A 15,781-nucleotide genomic window follows, 5' to 3' on the forward strand; every position below is an offset into this window, starting at 1 on the left:
AAATCTACCCACAGAGGTAGTTAATCCCTCTAAAGGATGGCACCAAAAGTTTGGGGCAATGCTGAATTTGACAAAATAAAACAATGGCTTGACTCAACAATCCTTGACTAATCGTCACAGACAATACGAGTCAATAAGTCAACGATTTCCTCAATTCTTGTCTTGTTAGCTAATTGGCTAAGTTCAACGAACTGGCGTTGAGTCAAGATTGCCGGAGAACCCTTGGGCGGAAAGTACTCACAAAGAACCTCCGTGATTCGGGTAAACAACTGCTCGATTCCCTCCCCCGTGGTGGCAACGGTTTGGATCGACTTGGATCCCAGAGAAGGAGCGGGGGTTGCTTCGTCGTACAGATCTACCTTGTTGAAAATTTCGATGCGAGGGACGTTCGGTGTCGTGTTTTTGATCGGTTTATTGTGAGGGTCCCGAATCGAAAGGATCAAATCGGCTCGCGCCGCCTCGGTCATGGCTCGTTCAATTCCCTTTTGCTCGATCGGCTCATCACTTTCATGTATCCCGGCTGTGTCGCTTAATCGAACCGGGATGCCGTCAATAACGGTGTCGGCATGAAGGATGTCGCGAGTGGTTCCTGGGATCGGCGCGGCGATACTCCGGTCGAAGCCAACGATCGCATTGATCAAGCTGCTTTTCCCGACATTCGGTCGTCCTGATAGGACAATGCGAAATGGCTTGCTCAACCTCATCGTAAATGTCGCTCGGTCGATCATTTGATGGACCTCCGCTTGAAACCACTCCAAATCGGCTACCGGGTCCGCGTCGGCTACCGAAATTGCTGAGTCAAACGTCTCTCGCCATCGATTTGCCCAATCCAACAGAGCACCACGAACTTGGTCCAAAGCCACTGCGGCAGTCCGCGCGGTTTGGCAACAAGATAAAACTTCGCGTGATTCGCGTTGTAGAAGACTTTCGCCAGATGACGAATGCCACCGAATTTGGGATGAGCCACTGTCGATCACTTCAACGCTTAAATGCTGCAAATCGTTGACAATTCGCTCAATTGCGGCGGTTCCGCCATGGCAATGCACTTCGATGTTCTCGCTGTCCCGAGGGATCACGACGACTGATTCTCCCGCCATACCTGAGTCCGCTTCGCCGCCATGCCAAACACCATAGCGGATTTCGCCGCTCTTTATTTGGCGAGTGCCAGCGGCGGTAAAACACTCGATCACCACATCGATCGCAGTGGAGCCACGAACACCAATCACGGCAACAGCGGATCGTCCCACGCCTGTAAGACGTGAGCAGACAGTAGCATGACGAGTTGTCCGGTTGCGGAGCGGCGAATGATGCGAATCCATTTTCATTGACTCGATTGCTTATCGAATTCGCTTTGATCTTGCGAACTCAGTTTGCGAGGATGTACTTTTTTCACGAAGACGACTGTTTCAGGGGTAACAAATTTGGCAAGTTGAATAGACTAACGCAACGTCCTTGTTAAACTTTTTAGATTCCTCTTCTCGTGTCCACCACGACGACATGACAAAGCGAAAGCCAAAAAACAAGACATCGATGCCTTCTGATTTGTCCAAGACGACCGACGATCAATTGCTCGACATGCGAATGTGCGACTTGAATTTGACGATTGAGTCGACGCCGCTGCACGCACGAATTGAGCAACTTAGCGATGAACTTGCGACTCGCGGGCTGAAATTCCGGCCTCATTGCTGGCTCAGCGACGATTGGTATTCGCCGGACGACATCCCGGGAATCGCAATTCCGTTCTATTTGGCTCATTCGCGGCTGATGCGGCTGGAGCGAAAACAATTGATGGAAGTCGAAGGTGGGACCCAGCCGTGGTGCATGAAAATCCTGCGACATGAGGCGGGCCATGCCATCGACACCGCATTCCGGATCCGCCGAAAAGCCCGTTACCACAAGCTTTTTGGGCGGCCATCGAAGCCATATCGGGAATTTTATCAGCCAACGCCGTCGAGCCGAGACTATGTATTGCATCTCGATATGTGGTATGCTCAGGCGCATCCGCTTGAAGATTTTGCCGAGACGTTTGCGGTATGGCTTCGACCGGGATCGCGTTGGCGGACACGTTACCGCGATTGGCCAGCGATCGAAAAACTTGAGTTCGTGGATGAGTTCATGAAGTCGATTCAGGGAAAACGACCGATCGTTACGAGTCGCCGAAAAGTTGACCCGCTGAATCGATTGCGAAAAACGCTGCGAACCCACTACCAACGAAAACGCGAGCATTACGGCGTCGAATATCCTAGCATCTACGATGCTGATTTGCGGAAATTGTTCTCTGCTGAACTCGAACATCGACGGAATCAATCCGCGGCCGCGTTTTTGAGCAGAATTCGGAACGAGTTGCGAACTGCGGTCGCGCGATGGACGGGCGAGTACTCATACACGATTGACCAAGTGATCCAAGAAATGATCGAACGATGTCGCGAATTGAACCTACGTCTGATTTGCTCGGCCGAAGAGGCGAAGCGGGATTCGATGATTTTAGTGGCTGTCCGAACGACCAACTTTTTGCACCAAGGGCGACACCGTGTTGCAATGTAAGTTTTTAGCGTTTCATGTTGGAATCGGACGAGTTGGAGTCGGACGATGAACGCGTTGCGTGTGATGGTTTTAGTACGCGATGGCCATGTTCCGCCATTGACGCTTGAAGGGGTTGCCGAAAAAGAGCTGGACAATTGGAAGGCGGAGTTCGATGTCTGCGAGACATTGCGGATTCTCGGCCATGAGGTGTTGCCATTAGGCGTCTATGATGACTTGGCTCCGATACGGGCGGCCCTCGGTGAATTCCAACCTGATATCACGTTCATGATGTTAGAGGAATTCCATGGCGTGGTGACCTATGACTTTGCGATCATTAGTTACTTGGAATTAATGCAACAACCCTATACCGGATGCAACCCACGAGGGTTGCTGCTCAGCAAAGACAAGGCGTTATCGAAAAAGGTACTGACGTATCACCGGATTCCGACGCCTCGTTTCGCCGTGTTTCCGTATGGTCGGACGGTGCATCGACCAAAGAAGCTGTCGTTTCCGCTATTTGTTAAGTCGGTGATCGAAGACGCTTCGTTTGGAATCGCCCAAGCGTCCATCGTGCACGATGATGACGCACTTGCGGAACGTGTCCGGTTCTTGCATGAGAAAACGAAAGACGACGTGATTGCTGAGCAGTATGTCGAAGGCCGCGAGCTGTATGTGGGCGTCATCGGAAACAAGCGTCTACAAACGTTTCCCGCTTGGGAGATGGACTTTGGTAGTTTACCAGAAGACATTGCTAGAATTGCCACTCGCCAAGTCAAGTGGAATCATAAGTACCAAGAGAAACATGGCATTACGACCTGCCTAGCAAAAGGTTTGGACAAACAGACCGAGCAAAAGATTTCGAAGCTGTGCAAGCGTGTCTACCGAGCACTCAACATGAGTGGCTATGCGAGAATGGATTTACGGATGACCGACCAGGGTGAGATTTTCGTGATCGAAGCGAACGCCAATCCAAATATTGAATACGGCGAGGACTTCTCCGAATCCGCGGAAACGATCGGGATCACTTATGAGATGCTGCTGCAAAAAATCTTGAACCATGGATTGCGTTATAAAGCTGCCTGGATGTTGAGCTAGTCGTTCCGCTGCTGGGCGCAAGGTTGACAAACCTGTGCTGCGTTACTCGGTAAACGAAATGTGGTTCTCGAGCTCTAACGACTCTCGTAGAAAATCGGATTGGGCGGCGCGGGCGACATCGAGCAGTTCGTGGGTCTCGCTCAACAGTGCCTTCCACTGCATCTCCTCGCTGCAAGCGAACGATTGGATTTGGTTTGCAACCCGAACGATGGAATCGACCCCAACACTGTTAGCGGTTTTTGCGAGGCATTCAACATGCAGCTTAAGCCCTTCGAGATCTTGTTTCTCGACCGCCTCAGCCAATCGTTCGACGTCGAGCCCAATTTGAATGGCCGCCTGTTTGCCCAGAGCGAATGCACCCGATGCTACCAATGGTGCGCGCTCATCAATTACCGCCGTAAATCGCTCTACTAAATCAGCGTCAAATTGGGTTCCCGCGCAGCGTCGTAGTTCGGCAATCGCTTCGGCGTGTGAACGACCTCTGCGGTACACCGTATCCGAGAACATCGCGTCATAGCTATCCGCGATCGTCAAGATTTTCGCACACCAAAGTGTATACTCGTCGGTCGGCATATCAGAAACATCAGCGGTCCGCTTTCGGCCCAGTTTCTGATGGGTCGCAATGATATTCGTTAGTTCCGTACAATCGAATGCACCAGTAACGATTTCGACACCGATTCGATCGTGTCGATCCATCACCTCCCATTCTTGCTCGGTTAACGCACCGGGTTTGAGCAGAATATTGTCGGGGACTCCGATCTTGCCAATGTCGTGAAGCAGTGCCGCGATTTCGAGTAGATAGATTTTGGCAGGATCGAATTGGTTTGCGGCAACGCGAGCACACAAATCGGCGACGCGGCGACTATGTTCAGCGGTCTTCGCATCGCGGTAGGACAACGCAGACATCAGTGCGGTAACCGCTTGGTAGGATATCTCCAGCCGTTTCGTCTTCTTTTCTTTTTCTTCTTTTTCTGTTTCTTCAGTAACGTTCGCCATATTGACATTGTATGAGATGACACGGTTTCGTCCCTCGCGTTTTGCAACATACAAACAGGCGTCGGCTTGGTTGATTAGCTCTTGCGTGTCGGCAGCGTCAAACCGCATTTCGGAAACCCCAAGGCTAGCCGTTAATCGCAATTCTTTAGGGTCTTCAAACGTGATCCCTGCGATCGCTGCGCGTGTTCGTTCCGCTTCAGCAAGAGCCTGACGCAGGCTCAGTCCCGGTAAAACGACACAGAACTCTTCGCCGCCATAACGACAAACCAAGCCATGGTTTTCGTGCATTTCACGAATGGTCTTTGATACACGACGCAACACCTCGTCACCAATATGGTGTCCATAGGTGTCATTGACGTTTTTGAAATGGTCGTTATCGATCATGACACAAGCAAGTGGCGTATGATCCGCCTTCGATTGATTCCATAACTTGTCGAACCGTTCGAAGAATGCGCGTCGGTTCAAGCATCCTGTTAATGCGTCTTGTGTCGCCAGAATTTCGAGTTCGCCGTTCTTCCGTTCAATTTCGTCGCGACTGCTGCGAAGCATTCCGAGCATTTTTTCGAGTTCTTCACGATGCTCTTCCACATGCGTTACGTCGCGGAAGGTGGCCAGTGCCCCACGATGTTGATCTTCGCCACCGAGGGGGGCCGCGTTGACAGAGAAAATTCGGCTACGTCCATCGGACAAACGATAACGCAACATTTGTTCGCTCTGTAATTGACCGTCTTCGATCGCATTCATCCATGGATAAGTCGGATCGGTCTCGTTGGCCTCAAGCGATGACCACGCTAATTCCGACGCGGTCTTAAAGGCAAGGTCCTCGGAGGCCATTCCAACGGTTTCGGCGAACGCACGATTGGCCAACACAATACGACCTTTTTCGTCGAGAACCAACAAGCCTTCGGCAAGCGTGTCGAGTGCTTGCCGGACGCGATCCGGGACCACTTGCGTTTTGCTAAATACGCCCATGATCCGGGCAACAAACAGCGTATAGGAGGCCAATCCGGCGATCACAAAAAAGCCGACGAGGCGATAGATCGAATGTTCGGTAAGCGGCGTCAACGCCGATTGTTCGGGACGCTGGAAACAAAATTCCACGTTTCCCCATAAACGGCGGTTGAGCGTGATGGGAACATGGACCACCTCGACACGAGGTTCGGGGGCGGATTCCGTTGTCCACATTTCCGCATGATGACCGGTGTCGAGCCGGAGCGTTCCCATGTCGCTGCGGAGACCAATGGAAAGCAGATCCTCGTTGCGATCCACTTGAGTACGCAGAATGGTGGTCAGATCGACCCATTGTTGGTGGCGAACATGAGCCGACGCATTAATCGCGATCGATTCACACAACGATTGCCGACCCTGAGACTTGATTTGGTCCGCATCGGGAATTAATCCGAGCCACTGTCCACCCAATATGAGACTCACGCCCACGCACACAAGTGCGAAGGCTAATCTCAACGATGCGATGAACTCTCTTAACAAAACCGGCGGTTCGCTTTCTGGGGCAATCAAGACGAAAACAGCGCACCCCACCTATAGATAGGGGCTCCGCAGAATTGTTGATCACCACTAATCTCGTGGCGGCGGCAAAGGAACCGATAAACCAGCGTGATTGAGAAAGAAACGTCGATGCTACGGATTGTTCGGGTTCTCCCGATTAGGAGATCGGCAGGGAGAATTTTTTGCCCCAGCCTTCTGGGGGCATTTAGGGCGTTCTGTCTTACGCTTTGCGGATACCGTTCAGACCGGATGAAGCCCAAAATTGGTACCAGAACTTACTTCCCACACGTTTCCAAAGATGACTACCGCAATCCACCCCTGTGCGGGTATCCTAGGGGCATGATTGCCCAAACCAGCCAATTGATCTTTTCGCCAACCAGCCTGTTGTGGTTGGTCTTCTCGGCGTTTGCTGCAATTCTACTGTTTTCCGCACTCAATCGCCGCCGATCGGCACTGACCGACGCGTTGAAGGGATTCGTTTCACGGCACGATGAAGCCGAGCGGTCGAAAATGAAAACGGGGCCAACACTTGCCGAGGAGACGGCATCGATCCAATCGGATAGCGAAACCGAATCCTCCCACGAAAACTCCTCTTCCTAAGCAAGCGACGCATGTCAAAACGAGTCTATATTCATACCGTTGGCTGCCAGATGAACGTACTGGACAGCGAGATGGTCATCGCCGACCTAAAACGCCATGGCTACTCGGTCGTCGATTCCCCCAAGAATGCTGACTGCGTGTTGTACAACACATGCAGCATCCGCGAACACGCCGAAGAAAAGGTCTACAGCTCGCTTGGGAAATTGCGTCAAGCCAAAGAACGGAATCCACAAAAGACGATCGGCGTGATGGGATGCATGGCCCAGAAGGATCAAGAGATCGTTTTCAAGCGAGCTCCCTATGTCGATTTGGTCGTCGGCCCAGGCCAATTGCACACGATTCCGAATCTACTGCAGAAGATCGAAAAAGGTGAAGGTCGGCAAATGGCCGTTTCGCTGTCGCGCACCGACGGATCCCAAACGGTGATCGCGAGGAGCCACGAGACCTTCGATCCTCTGCGGGATCCCGCGATGCGACCAACACCGTTCCAAGCGTACTTAAGAATCCAAATCGGTTGCGACAAGTTCTGTACTTACTGCGTCGTCCCGAACACACGAGGCCCCGAACAAGGGCGTCCACCAGAACAAGTGATCTCGGAAGCTCGCATTTTGGCCGAACAAGGATGCCGCGAAATTACGCTTCTTGGCCAAACCGTCAACAGCTATCGGTTCAAGCAAGACGATCGCACGACCGACTTTTCCGGGCTGCTTGAACAGCTACATGAAATCGACGGCATCGATCGAATCAAATTTGTCACCAACTATCCCAAGGATATGACCGAGCGATTGTTGACGACCGTACGTGATCTACCAAAGTGTTCGCCCTACCTGCATGTGCCACTACAAAGTGGCAGCGATGCAGTGCTCAAACGCATGAAACGCGGCTACACGGTCGGCGATTACATGGAAATGTTCGAGCGAATAGAGCGAATCTTGCCCGAAGCATCCGTCAGTAGCGACTTCATCGTAGGCTTTTGTGGTGAGACCGAAGAAGAGTTCCAAATGTCGGTTCGCTTGGTTGAGCGATGCCGCTTCAAGAACAGCTTTATCTTCCAATACAGCGAGCGTCCTGGGACGACCGCTGCGAAGCGATACCCCGACGACGTGCCACGCGAAGTCAAACTGCGCCGCAATAACGAACTGCTCGAAGTTCAAGACCGGCTTGCCAAAGAAGACAACCTGAAAATGGTCGGCAGCGTCGTCGAAGTTCTCGTCGAAGGCCCCAGCAAAGTGGGTAAAAAATCAGATCCCAATGCACATGTCGTTCAAATGACCGGGCGAACGAAATGCGATCGCATCGTTGCATTTGACGGCAATCGTCGCCAAGCAGGCCAATTTTTGAACGTGAAAGTGGATGACGCTAGTTGCCACACGCTAATTGGACGCGTCCAAACCGTTGACGTCGTCTCGATCGGTGCCCCTGCGCTCAGTTAATTCCTGAGCAACCGATTAGCTTCAAAGCGATTCCCCCTGGATTAACAACATTGAGTACAACGACTTCTACTACCGAAGACATCCGCATCCGAACACTTGATAATGGCATCGTCGTCGCGGTCCAATCGATGCCATGGTTGCGAACTGCCGCGTTTTCGCTATGCCTTCGCGGCGGCGTCAACGCCGAATCCCAGTCCAATGCCGGTTTGGCATCCATGGTTTGCGAAATGGTCGAACGTGGAGCCGGCGAGTACAGCAGCCGTGACTTGGTTGCCGTCCAAGACAACCTTGGCATGGACCGGTCTTCGAATGTCGCGACCTCGACGGTTTCCTTCGGCGCAGCGATGCCAGCCGAATCCTTGCAACCGGCACTCGCCATCTACGCGGACATTGTACGTCGACCCCACTTACCCAGCGACCAACTCGAAGACGCGCGGTTAATGGCGATGCAAGAATTGCGTGCAATCGAAGATGAACCGACACAACGGGTCATGCTTCGGCTACGTAAATTGCAATATGGCGAACGACTCGGACGAAGCCAACAAGGCACGCAACCGAGCATCATGGCGATCACGCAAGACGATGTCCGAGAGTTCTACACCGAGCACTACCACGCGGGTGGTGCAATCTTAGCCGTCGCAGGAAAACTAAACCCCGACGATGTGTTCTCGTGGGCTGCGGAACAATTTGGGGACTGGAAAATGGGCCAAGTCGTTCCTGCGGCTGAAATGACAGGTAAGCCATCGTACGAACACATCGAATCCCCATCGAGCCAAACCCACATCGGTTTTTCGTTTAACGCGATTCCCTTTGGCCACCCGGACTATTTTAAAATGCGTGCGGCTGTCGGCATCCTGAGTGATGGCATGAGTAGCCGATTGTTCGACCGCGTTCGCGAACAACGCGGCCTTTGCTACACGGTATCGGCCGGTTGCCAATCACTCGAAAAAGTGGGCGCGGTGTTCGGTTACGCAGGGACGACCCCCGAACGGGCTCAGCAAACGCTTGACGTCACGCTTGGCGAATTCGCTCGCCTCACCGAAGATTTGACCGTCGATGAACTCGATCGATGGAAAGTACGAATCCAAAGCAATCTGATCATGGAGCAGGAATCGAGCGCGTCGCGATCCTCGTCAATCGTATCGGACTTTTTTCAAATTGGACGCGTCTATAGCATGGTCGAATTAGAGAATATCATCGAATCGTTGACGCTGTCGGAAATTGCCGACTATTGGAATTCGCATCAACCGAAAGATTTTCGAATCGTCACGCTCGGCCCTGATCCGCTCAAAGCGTAAGTGAGTCCATTGCACCACTCGCACATTCGGCTCCAAGTCCATTCGGCTAAAAGTCCAAGCGGTTCCAAGTCCATCCGGCTAAAAGTCAAACCCTATCCAACGACACTATGGCACAATTTAGAACGCACACACTTTCAAACGGGCTTCGCGTTGCAGCGGAAATTGACCATCGATGCTATTCAACAGCAATTGGCTATTTTGTTCACGCCGGCGCAAGAAATGAAACCGACAGGGAATCGGGGCTAAGTCATTTTCTCGAACACATGATGTTCAAGGGCACCGCGACCCGGACTGCGGCAGATGTCAATCGCCAACTCGATGAACTCGGTGGAAACAGCAACGCCTATACGAGCGAGGAGCAGACGGTTTACTACGCGACGGTGTTACCAAAGTTCCAAGATCGCCTGGTGGATCTGCTCACCGACATGCTCAGCCCCAGTCTTGCCAAAGACGATTTTGATACCGAACGGCAAGTGATTTTGGAAGAGATCGCCAAATACGAGGACCAACCACCGTTTGGTGCCTTTGAACGAGTGATGGAAATCTACTATGGGCCACGCGGCTTGGGCCGTCGTGTGCTCGGCACAAAAGAGTCGATCGAGTCGATGCGTGTGGAAGCGATGCAAGATTTTTTTAATCGCCGCTATCGCCCTGAGAACATAGTTATGGCGGCGACTGGCAATGTCGACTTCGATGGATTGATTGCATCGTTGGAAACATTGACCCAATCATGGCCAGATCGTCCCAAACCTGCGGCACCACCATCAGACGATCCAAGCTCGCTTCCCGAGGGAATCGCGATTGATGCGAATTTGGAAATCGAAGATGCCTCGCAAGCCTACTTGGTCCGCATCCATCGTGGCCCAAGCATGGCCAGTGAGGATCGCTATGCTTCGCGCATCCTCGCTTCAATTCTTGGCGACGAAGGTGGCAGTCGATTGTTTTGGGAATTGATCGATACCGGCCGAGCCGAAACGGCGACCGCCTGGCCTCAAGAATTCGCCGATAGCGGAGCGTGGTTTAGTTATCTCGTTTGTGAACCGGAGAAACTAAAATCCAACGCGAAGTTGATGGAAGGCGTGATGACGCGAACCGCCAACGACGGTGTGACCACCGAAGAGCTCGAGCAAGCCAAGAACAAAGCAATGGCCAGATGCATTATGCAAAGCGAACGGCCAAGCAATCGATTGTTTAGTGTCGGCAGCCGCTATTTGACGCAACAAAATTACGTCAGCACCGACGAACTGCTCGAACGATTCAAATCGATCGACGAACAGATGATTGGTCGAGTTGCGAAGGAATATTTATTGGAATCGCCAACCCAAGTCATCGCGTCGGCAACCAGCGTGGAAGCATAATTTCACCGGTGGCCATGCTCGTACCAGTAATTCGTGCAGTCGATGAGTATGGAAATAGCTGATATCGAATCGACGTACACGTCTCGCAAAGCAAACCGGATGCAAACGCGTTACGGCTGGTTTTGACGCCACAGAGCCCATGCCGAGACGAGGCTTACAACTCATCGGCTTCGTTCGCGGCGTTTTCTTTCGACCGGATCAGTTCAGCAAGATTGTCACGAGCGTGATCAGGCGACTCGATGACTTGCATCATCAATTCTTCAAGCGGCTTGGGGTTCAATCTCGCAACATGCATAATGGTATGGGCGAGCGAAATATCACGCGGCGTGACGGCGATAAACTTGCGCCACATTGCCGGTCCCGCCTGCAATAGCCATGCTTCGTACTCAAGCTGGTCGGCCTCGCGTGTCACGGCATCGTAGGTAGCATCATCGAGTTCATTGAGCCCATGCAAACAGATCAACTCGACCGTTCCTTTCACCAATTCATGAACCAAAAGCGGATAGACCCACGCCTTCGCAACGACGAAAAATCGATCGCCTCGAAGTTCGACGCCACCATATCCGAGCACGCCATTGCGAGCAATTCGACCAAGGGCGGTTTTGGGGGTGTGTAAATTCCCAAACGCGGTTTCACGCGTGAGCGAACCGTCGAGTCGTGCTTGGGGGATATCCCAGATCTCCGAGACGGTCTTGATCGCGAGCTCCGTCAACTCATGTTCATGCCCTTTTTCGACTCGCAACACTTGGAAAACCATTGGCATAAATTGCAGCCAATGAAGAAACGGAACTCCGATGACATTTTTTGTCTTTGCCAGTGTTCGCAGATGTGCGGTCTCTTCGATCACCAATTGATTGCCGTATTTGTCGAGCAGCCGATGGTTGCGAAGGGGTTTCTGACTTGACTCTGAGAGCCCCCACCACCGGTTCGGTCGACCAAAAAACAGTGCGTTATCACCGATGCAATAGTTCAATTGGCCACTGATCGCAAAACGGTCATACAATTCCGTCAGACCAGGGCGAATCCTTTCCAATTCATCACGCACCAAATGGCTAGCAGAGACAAAGGCATGCGCAGCTGCACCCTGAATCAACAGATTCAACGTTAATCGCTTGTTGATTTGGGCTTCCAATGGCGTCATGGTGATGCATCGGCTTCTGAAAATTTCGCGAGCCAGCTTCCGTTACGTTTCCCGCTGCAAATGGCAACGCTAAAAATTGACAATCGTCTCAACACCCGCTTTGGGTTGTGGTTCAGGACGTGTTTTGGGCCACGCGGGTTCAAATGGCTCTGGTTTTTGCGGCGTTTGCGGGCGTGGTTTTTGTGGATGGGGAATCGTCTCTGGCTCTTTCACCGGAGCATCAGGAGTGGTCTCTGGCATTTAAAAATCCTCTACTCAATTCTTCGGTGAAACCGAACGTGCGAACCCGGTCGCCGATTCCGTGTCCCATGTGGATGATGAAACCAACATATGAACCGATCCGAAAACCGACGCCCGTACAACCACGTGGTGCGAAACTGATCGAGTTGTTGTGTGGACGTTTAGTTCGCTCTTCCAACGGCAATATCTATGCAGCAACTCGGTTGGTCGACGCGCATCGATTGTACCGCATGATGCTGCGTTGGAGCAAATCAGGCAAACCGCGAAACTTCTCCAACAGCTTGTCTCCTGTGCCAACGGGGGCTTTGGTGCGTGTGACAAACCAAGAGTTGCATCTTGCGATTAGTGCTGTTTGCACGATGGCACGTCGCGAATGGAATCGCCTTACTTCGCTAACGGCTGAGCAATGCCTCGAACGTCTCGGACAACTTCGAACGTATCTCGAGCACTCGCAAACCAATTCGCAGAAAAACGGAGCGTGGGAATTGCTCTGCTGGGACACATCGCCTAACGCGAGTCCGTGGGGACCACTTGTTCAATGGCTCGGCGGGGATCAGGCAATCACTCAGTGGCGTGCGGGGATGGAATCACTGCACCAAACGTTGCAACGCCCCACATGGTGGAATCACGCCCGACGAAGTGTTGCCTTGCTGGATCAATTCATCCAGGATCGAACAAAGTATTCAATATTCGAGCGTGCAGAACGAGCTCACGGAGTTTTCGTGCACGCCATTGAATTGGCTCAAAGCCCTTATCACTTAGATATTGACACAACGTATCCCGATTTGACGAACGGGGGGCGTACGGCTAAGAAATGGGGCAAGCGACTTCGCAAGTCAATCACCCAAAAGATGGAATTGGTCGAGCATACGACCGAGCATTGCATACCTGCGGCATTGGCATGTTGGGTCACGCTCAAAACCGCAAATCGATCTTCGGAGCGGCTGATTCATTCTTGGCTTGAGGATGGGAAGATCGAACACGTTGATCGATTCTTTCGCGTCATCGGTGGCCTGTCCGAGAACCAACAATCCAAATTGATTGCTGTTTGCGAAACGTTCAAAGAAATTCCTACTCATTGCTGGTACGACATCGCCCGAAGCCGGCTACCGATGCCAAAGCTGCTCAAACGATTGCAGGGCGGCTACTACTATGACCTTAGCCCTCGTTCACGACGAAGCGAGATTCAGGAAAAAGCTCGCCGGATTACGGGGCAATCGATGGGTCGTTACGACCAACAAGAATCGCTTGTCTATAGGGCTTGGTGTAAATGGGCCAAGCAATGGCCACGTTCGATTTGGAGCAAAGAAAGCGTTGACGCGTGGAGCGGATTGCTGTCCGAAATCCACGATCTAGCAAGTCTTGATAAGGGACTGTCGCAGCGATGGTCTGGATGGCTCGGTTCGCTCGATGGGGCCACTCGAAAATATTCGCTTGACATTAACCCCCTGTGTCGCACTGATCATCGAACGAAACGAGTGGCCCATTCGCTACTTGTTTTTCGACGCATCGGCCGTGAGAAAACCAAATGGCCCAAGCAAATTCGCCAGCGACTTGAGCGAAAAGAAAAATGGCAACAGGAACTGCAGTACCTTGAAGCCTGTGAGCAAGCTCAACAACTTACCGAGCGATCCAAGGCTCGTCTGGAATATTTGCGCCATCAAACGGCGCCAAAACTGCCGGCACTAAAACCACTGCGCAAACGCATCGAAGTCGCTGCCCTCGAAGCATCACACACGACATCACGAAAGTGGACAATCCAGCGTCGCCGAGAGTGTTTGCGAAAACTCGGCGCCTCCGAACAAGTCTTTTCCAGCCACGAAAAAGCCGCTGAGCTTATCAAGCTATTCGCAACGCTGCCCGAATCAAGTCGCCAATTATTGCTCGTTGGACTTCGAGCTTCTTTCGGAAAAAAGACAGGGTACAAAACAATCGGCCAAGCCAATGCCCAATGGATTCAGACGGCATCTCGATCCAACGTCGATGTCGGGCAATGGCTCCAACCTGTATCGATGCCGATCAATCTCCCTTGGGTCGAAGATGGCAAGGAGACAGCCCAACCGATGACGATCGGGATTACATCATTGGCAGAACATGTTTTGTGGATGGGGCGTCCATTTGACAGCTGTCTTGACCTTCGCGGTGGCATCTATTGCGAATCGGTCGTCCCCAACTTCCTCGACGCGAACAAGCAATTGCTCGTGCTACTGGATAGTCAAAATCGGATGGTGGGACGAAAGCTGTTGGCTATCAGCAGCGACTTTGGACTGGTGGGCTATCGGTTGTACTTGGCCACCAGCGGCGACCATGCCAAAACCTTGGAATCAACGCAGAAGAAGGTGCTTGCATTTTGCCAATCGCTTGCAACCCGAACTGGCATTGCATTGGCGGATGAAGGAACACCTTGCGCAATCCATGGAAAGTCCTGGTACGACGATGGAACCGTACCGTGGACGCCTTTGGAACACCGTGAATGTCCCGGGAACACCGTGAATGTCCCGGGAAGGAGTGACAGGTAACAAGAATTCGCAGCCGTTACACGCGTTTCTCAACTAACCCTGATCACCCCGTCCCGAGACATTCGATAGAGCTAGAATCGCGTTTGTGGTTTGATTCTAGACTACTTAATCCGGTCCATTACCATATTAAGCGTATTTCTTAGAGCAGACCCGCTTGCCCGAATTCCTTGAATTTCTTTTGGCCACAAATCGAGCTCAATTCGCTGCATAATCCCCGTTCGACCGACGACCGTAGGGACCGATAAAGCGACATCACGAATCCCATAACATCCACTCTGGACCGAACTCACCGGCAAGATACAGCGACGGTCAAGGGCTATCGCGTCGATGCAATCGCGAATCGCAATCCCGACGGCAAAACCAGCGCCACCTTTGCGTTTGATCACCTCTGCACCGCTCCCACGGGTACGAGTGAAGATTTTGTTCGCGACGCCATGATTCCATCCTGAAAACTTGTCGAGTGGCAAGCCACCTACGGTCGCGCTGCTCCAAATCGGAACCATTGACTCGCCATGCTCGCCTAGAATCAATGCTCGCGTTTGCGTCGGAGGAGCATTCAGGTGTTCTGCAATCAGCGAGCAGAACCGGATTGAATCGAGTTGTGTTCCCAACCCGATGATTTGGTCCACTGGCAAATCAAGCATCTTCGCGGCAACATAGGTCAAAATATCGACAGGATTGCTGACAACCAAAACGATCGCTGATGATTTTGGCCCGGCCGCTTTGATGTCTTGAAGGATTTGCACGAACAAATCCGTATTGCGATTGATCAGGTCTAACCGCGATTCGTCAGGCTTGCGACGAAGTCCCGCAGTGATACAGATCACGTCGCTATCAGGAATGTGCTCGTACCCACCGCCGACGATTGTCTGGTCAGCCACGCTGGGACCACCATGCTGTAAATCGAGGGCTTGGCCAACCGCCAATTCTTGGTTGACATCTAACAACGCAATCTCACGAGTCAAACCGCCGCATTGCAGAGCAAAAGCAGCACACGAACCCACGAGTCCGCCACCACCAATAATTGATACTTTCATGAAATCGATTGTTTGTCTTCTTAGAGAGTTGTCGT

Annotated in this window: 12 protein-coding genes; 7 read left to right on the forward strand and 5 right to left on the reverse strand. The window is 52.1% G+C overall.

The window, feature by feature from the left end:
- Positions 1-107: 107 nt before the first annotated feature.
- The gene (locus tag CA13_RS11495; protein ID WP_419194205.1) at positions 108-1,325 is read right to left on the reverse strand and encodes a GTPase; all 1,218 of its coding nucleotides are present in this window, start codon (positions 1,323-1,325) and stop codon (positions 108-110) included.
- A gap of 205 nt (positions 1,326-1,530) precedes the next feature.
- Between CA13_RS11495 and CA13_RS11500 the strand changes: the two genes are divergently transcribed.
- Both CA13_RS11500 and CA13_RS11505 read left to right on the forward strand, forming a co-directional pair.
- Positions 1,531-2,544 (forward strand): putative zinc-binding metallopeptidase, encoded by a 1,014-nt coding sequence (locus tag CA13_RS11500; protein WP_419194206.1) that lies wholly within the window; start codon positions 1,531-1,533, stop codon positions 2,542-2,544.
- Positions 2,545-2,589: 45 nt separating this feature from the next.
- Positions 2,590-3,618, forward strand: a complete 1,029-nt coding sequence (locus tag CA13_RS11505) for a D-alanine--D-alanine ligase family protein (protein ID WP_146396617.1) — start codon at positions 2,590-2,592, stop codon at positions 3,616-3,618.
- A gap of 42 nt (positions 3,619-3,660) precedes the next feature.
- On the opposite strand, the gene CA13_RS11510 is transcribed toward CA13_RS11505, so the two are convergent.
- On the reverse strand, positions 3,661-6,045 hold the full coding sequence (locus tag CA13_RS11510) for a diguanylate cyclase (protein WP_419194207.1): 2,385 nt from the start codon (positions 6,043-6,045) through the stop codon (positions 3,661-3,663).
- Between the two features lie 324 nt (positions 6,046-6,369).
- Here CA13_RS11510 and CA13_RS11515 point away from each other — a divergent pair, with 324 nt between their 5' ends.
- From CA13_RS11515 to CA13_RS11530, 4 genes are all read left to right on the forward strand, one after another.
- Positions 6,370-6,720 carry a hypothetical protein gene (locus CA13_RS11515; protein ID WP_419194208.1) on the forward strand — a complete coding sequence of 117 codons (351 nt, stop codon included), beginning with the start codon at positions 6,370-6,372 and terminating at the stop codon, positions 6,718-6,720.
- A gap of 11 nt (positions 6,721-6,731) precedes the next feature.
- Positions 6,732-8,153 (forward strand): tRNA (N6-isopentenyl adenosine(37)-C2)-methylthiotransferase MiaB, encoded by a 1,422-nt coding sequence (gene miaB / locus CA13_RS11520; protein WP_146396623.1) that lies wholly within the window; start codon positions 6,732-6,734, stop codon positions 8,151-8,153.
- Positions 8,154-8,203: 50 nt separating this feature from the next.
- Entirely contained in the window at positions 8,204-9,451 is a 1,248-nt protein-coding gene (locus tag CA13_RS11525; RefSeq protein ID WP_419194209.1) for a M16 family metallopeptidase, read from the forward strand.
- A gap of 107 nt (positions 9,452-9,558) precedes the next feature.
- The gene (locus CA13_RS11530; RefSeq protein WP_146396625.1) at positions 9,559-10,809 is read left to right on the forward strand and encodes a M16 family metallopeptidase; all 1,251 of its coding nucleotides are present in this window, start codon (positions 9,559-9,561) and stop codon (positions 10,807-10,809) included.
- A 154-nt stretch (positions 10,810-10,963) separates the two neighbouring features.
- Here CA13_RS11530 and CA13_RS11535 read toward each other — a convergent pair whose 3' ends face one another.
- Together CA13_RS11535 and CA13_RS35005 are read right to left on the reverse strand one after the other, a co-directional pair.
- The gene (locus tag CA13_RS11535; RefSeq protein ID WP_146396628.1) at positions 10,964-11,950 is read right to left on the reverse strand and encodes a hypothetical protein; all 987 of its coding nucleotides are present in this window, start codon (positions 11,948-11,950) and stop codon (positions 10,964-10,966) included.
- A 69-nt stretch (positions 11,951-12,019) separates the two neighbouring features.
- Positions 12,020-12,190, reverse strand: a complete 171-nt coding sequence (locus tag CA13_RS35005) for a hypothetical protein (protein ID WP_419194210.1) — start codon at positions 12,188-12,190, stop codon at positions 12,020-12,022.
- 74 nt (positions 12,191-12,264) lie between these two features.
- Here CA13_RS35005 and CA13_RS11540 point away from each other — a divergent pair, with 74 nt between their 5' ends.
- The gene (locus tag CA13_RS11540) at positions 12,265-14,709 is read left to right on the forward strand and encodes a hypothetical protein (RefSeq protein WP_146396631.1); all 2,445 of its coding nucleotides are present in this window, start codon (positions 12,265-12,267) and stop codon (positions 14,707-14,709) included.
- Between the two features lie 101 nt (positions 14,710-14,810).
- Here the strand turns inward: CA13_RS11540 and CA13_RS11545 are convergent, their stop codons facing one another.
- Positions 14,811-15,746, reverse strand: a complete 936-nt coding sequence (locus CA13_RS11545; RefSeq protein ID WP_146396635.1) for a lactate/malate dehydrogenase family protein — start codon at positions 15,744-15,746, stop codon at positions 14,811-14,813.
- Between the last annotated feature and the right edge of the window lie 35 nt (positions 15,747-15,781).

The sequence above is a fragment of the Novipirellula herctigrandis genome (assembly GCA_007859835.1).
In the GTDB taxonomy this organism is placed as follows: domain Bacteria; phylum Planctomycetota; class Planctomycetia; order Pirellulales; family Pirellulaceae; genus Novipirellula_A; species Novipirellula_A herctigrandis.

Bases quoted from the DNA above. Each gene is read 5' to 3' on its own strand.
- CA13_RS35005 (WP_419194210.1), bottom strand. From the start codon at position 12,190: ATGCCAGAGACCACTCCTGATGCTCCGGTGAAAGAGCCAGAGACGATT.
- CA13_RS11495 (WP_419194205.1), bottom strand. From the start codon at position 1,325: ATGAAAATGGATTCGCATCATTCGCCGCTCCGCAACCGGACAACTCGT.
- miaB (WP_146396623.1), top strand. From the start codon at position 6,732: ATGTCAAAACGAGTCTATATTCATACCGTTGGCTGCCAGATGAACGTA.
- CA13_RS11500 (WP_419194206.1), top strand. From the start codon at position 1,531: ATGCCTTCTGATTTGTCCAAGACGACCGACGATCAATTGCTCGACATG.
- CA13_RS11535 (WP_146396628.1), bottom strand. From the start codon at position 11,950: ATGACGCCATTGGAAGCCCAAATCAACAAGCGATTAACGTTGAATCTG.
- CA13_RS11530 (WP_146396625.1), top strand. From the start codon at position 9,559: ATGGCACAATTTAGAACGCACACACTTTCAAACGGGCTTCGCGTTGCA.
- CA13_RS11545 (WP_146396635.1), bottom strand. From the start codon at position 15,746: ATGAAAGTATCAATTATTGGTGGTGGCGGACTCGTGGGTTCGTGTGCT.
- CA13_RS11515 (WP_419194208.1), top strand. From the start codon at position 6,370: ATGAAGCCCAAAATTGGTACCAGAACTTACTTCCCACACGTTTCCAAA.
- CA13_RS11505 (WP_146396617.1), top strand. From the start codon at position 2,590: ATGAACGCGTTGCGTGTGATGGTTTTAGTACGCGATGGCCATGTTCCG.
- CA13_RS11540 (WP_146396631.1), top strand. From the start codon at position 12,265: ATGATGAAACCAACATATGAACCGATCCGAAAACCGACGCCCGTACAA.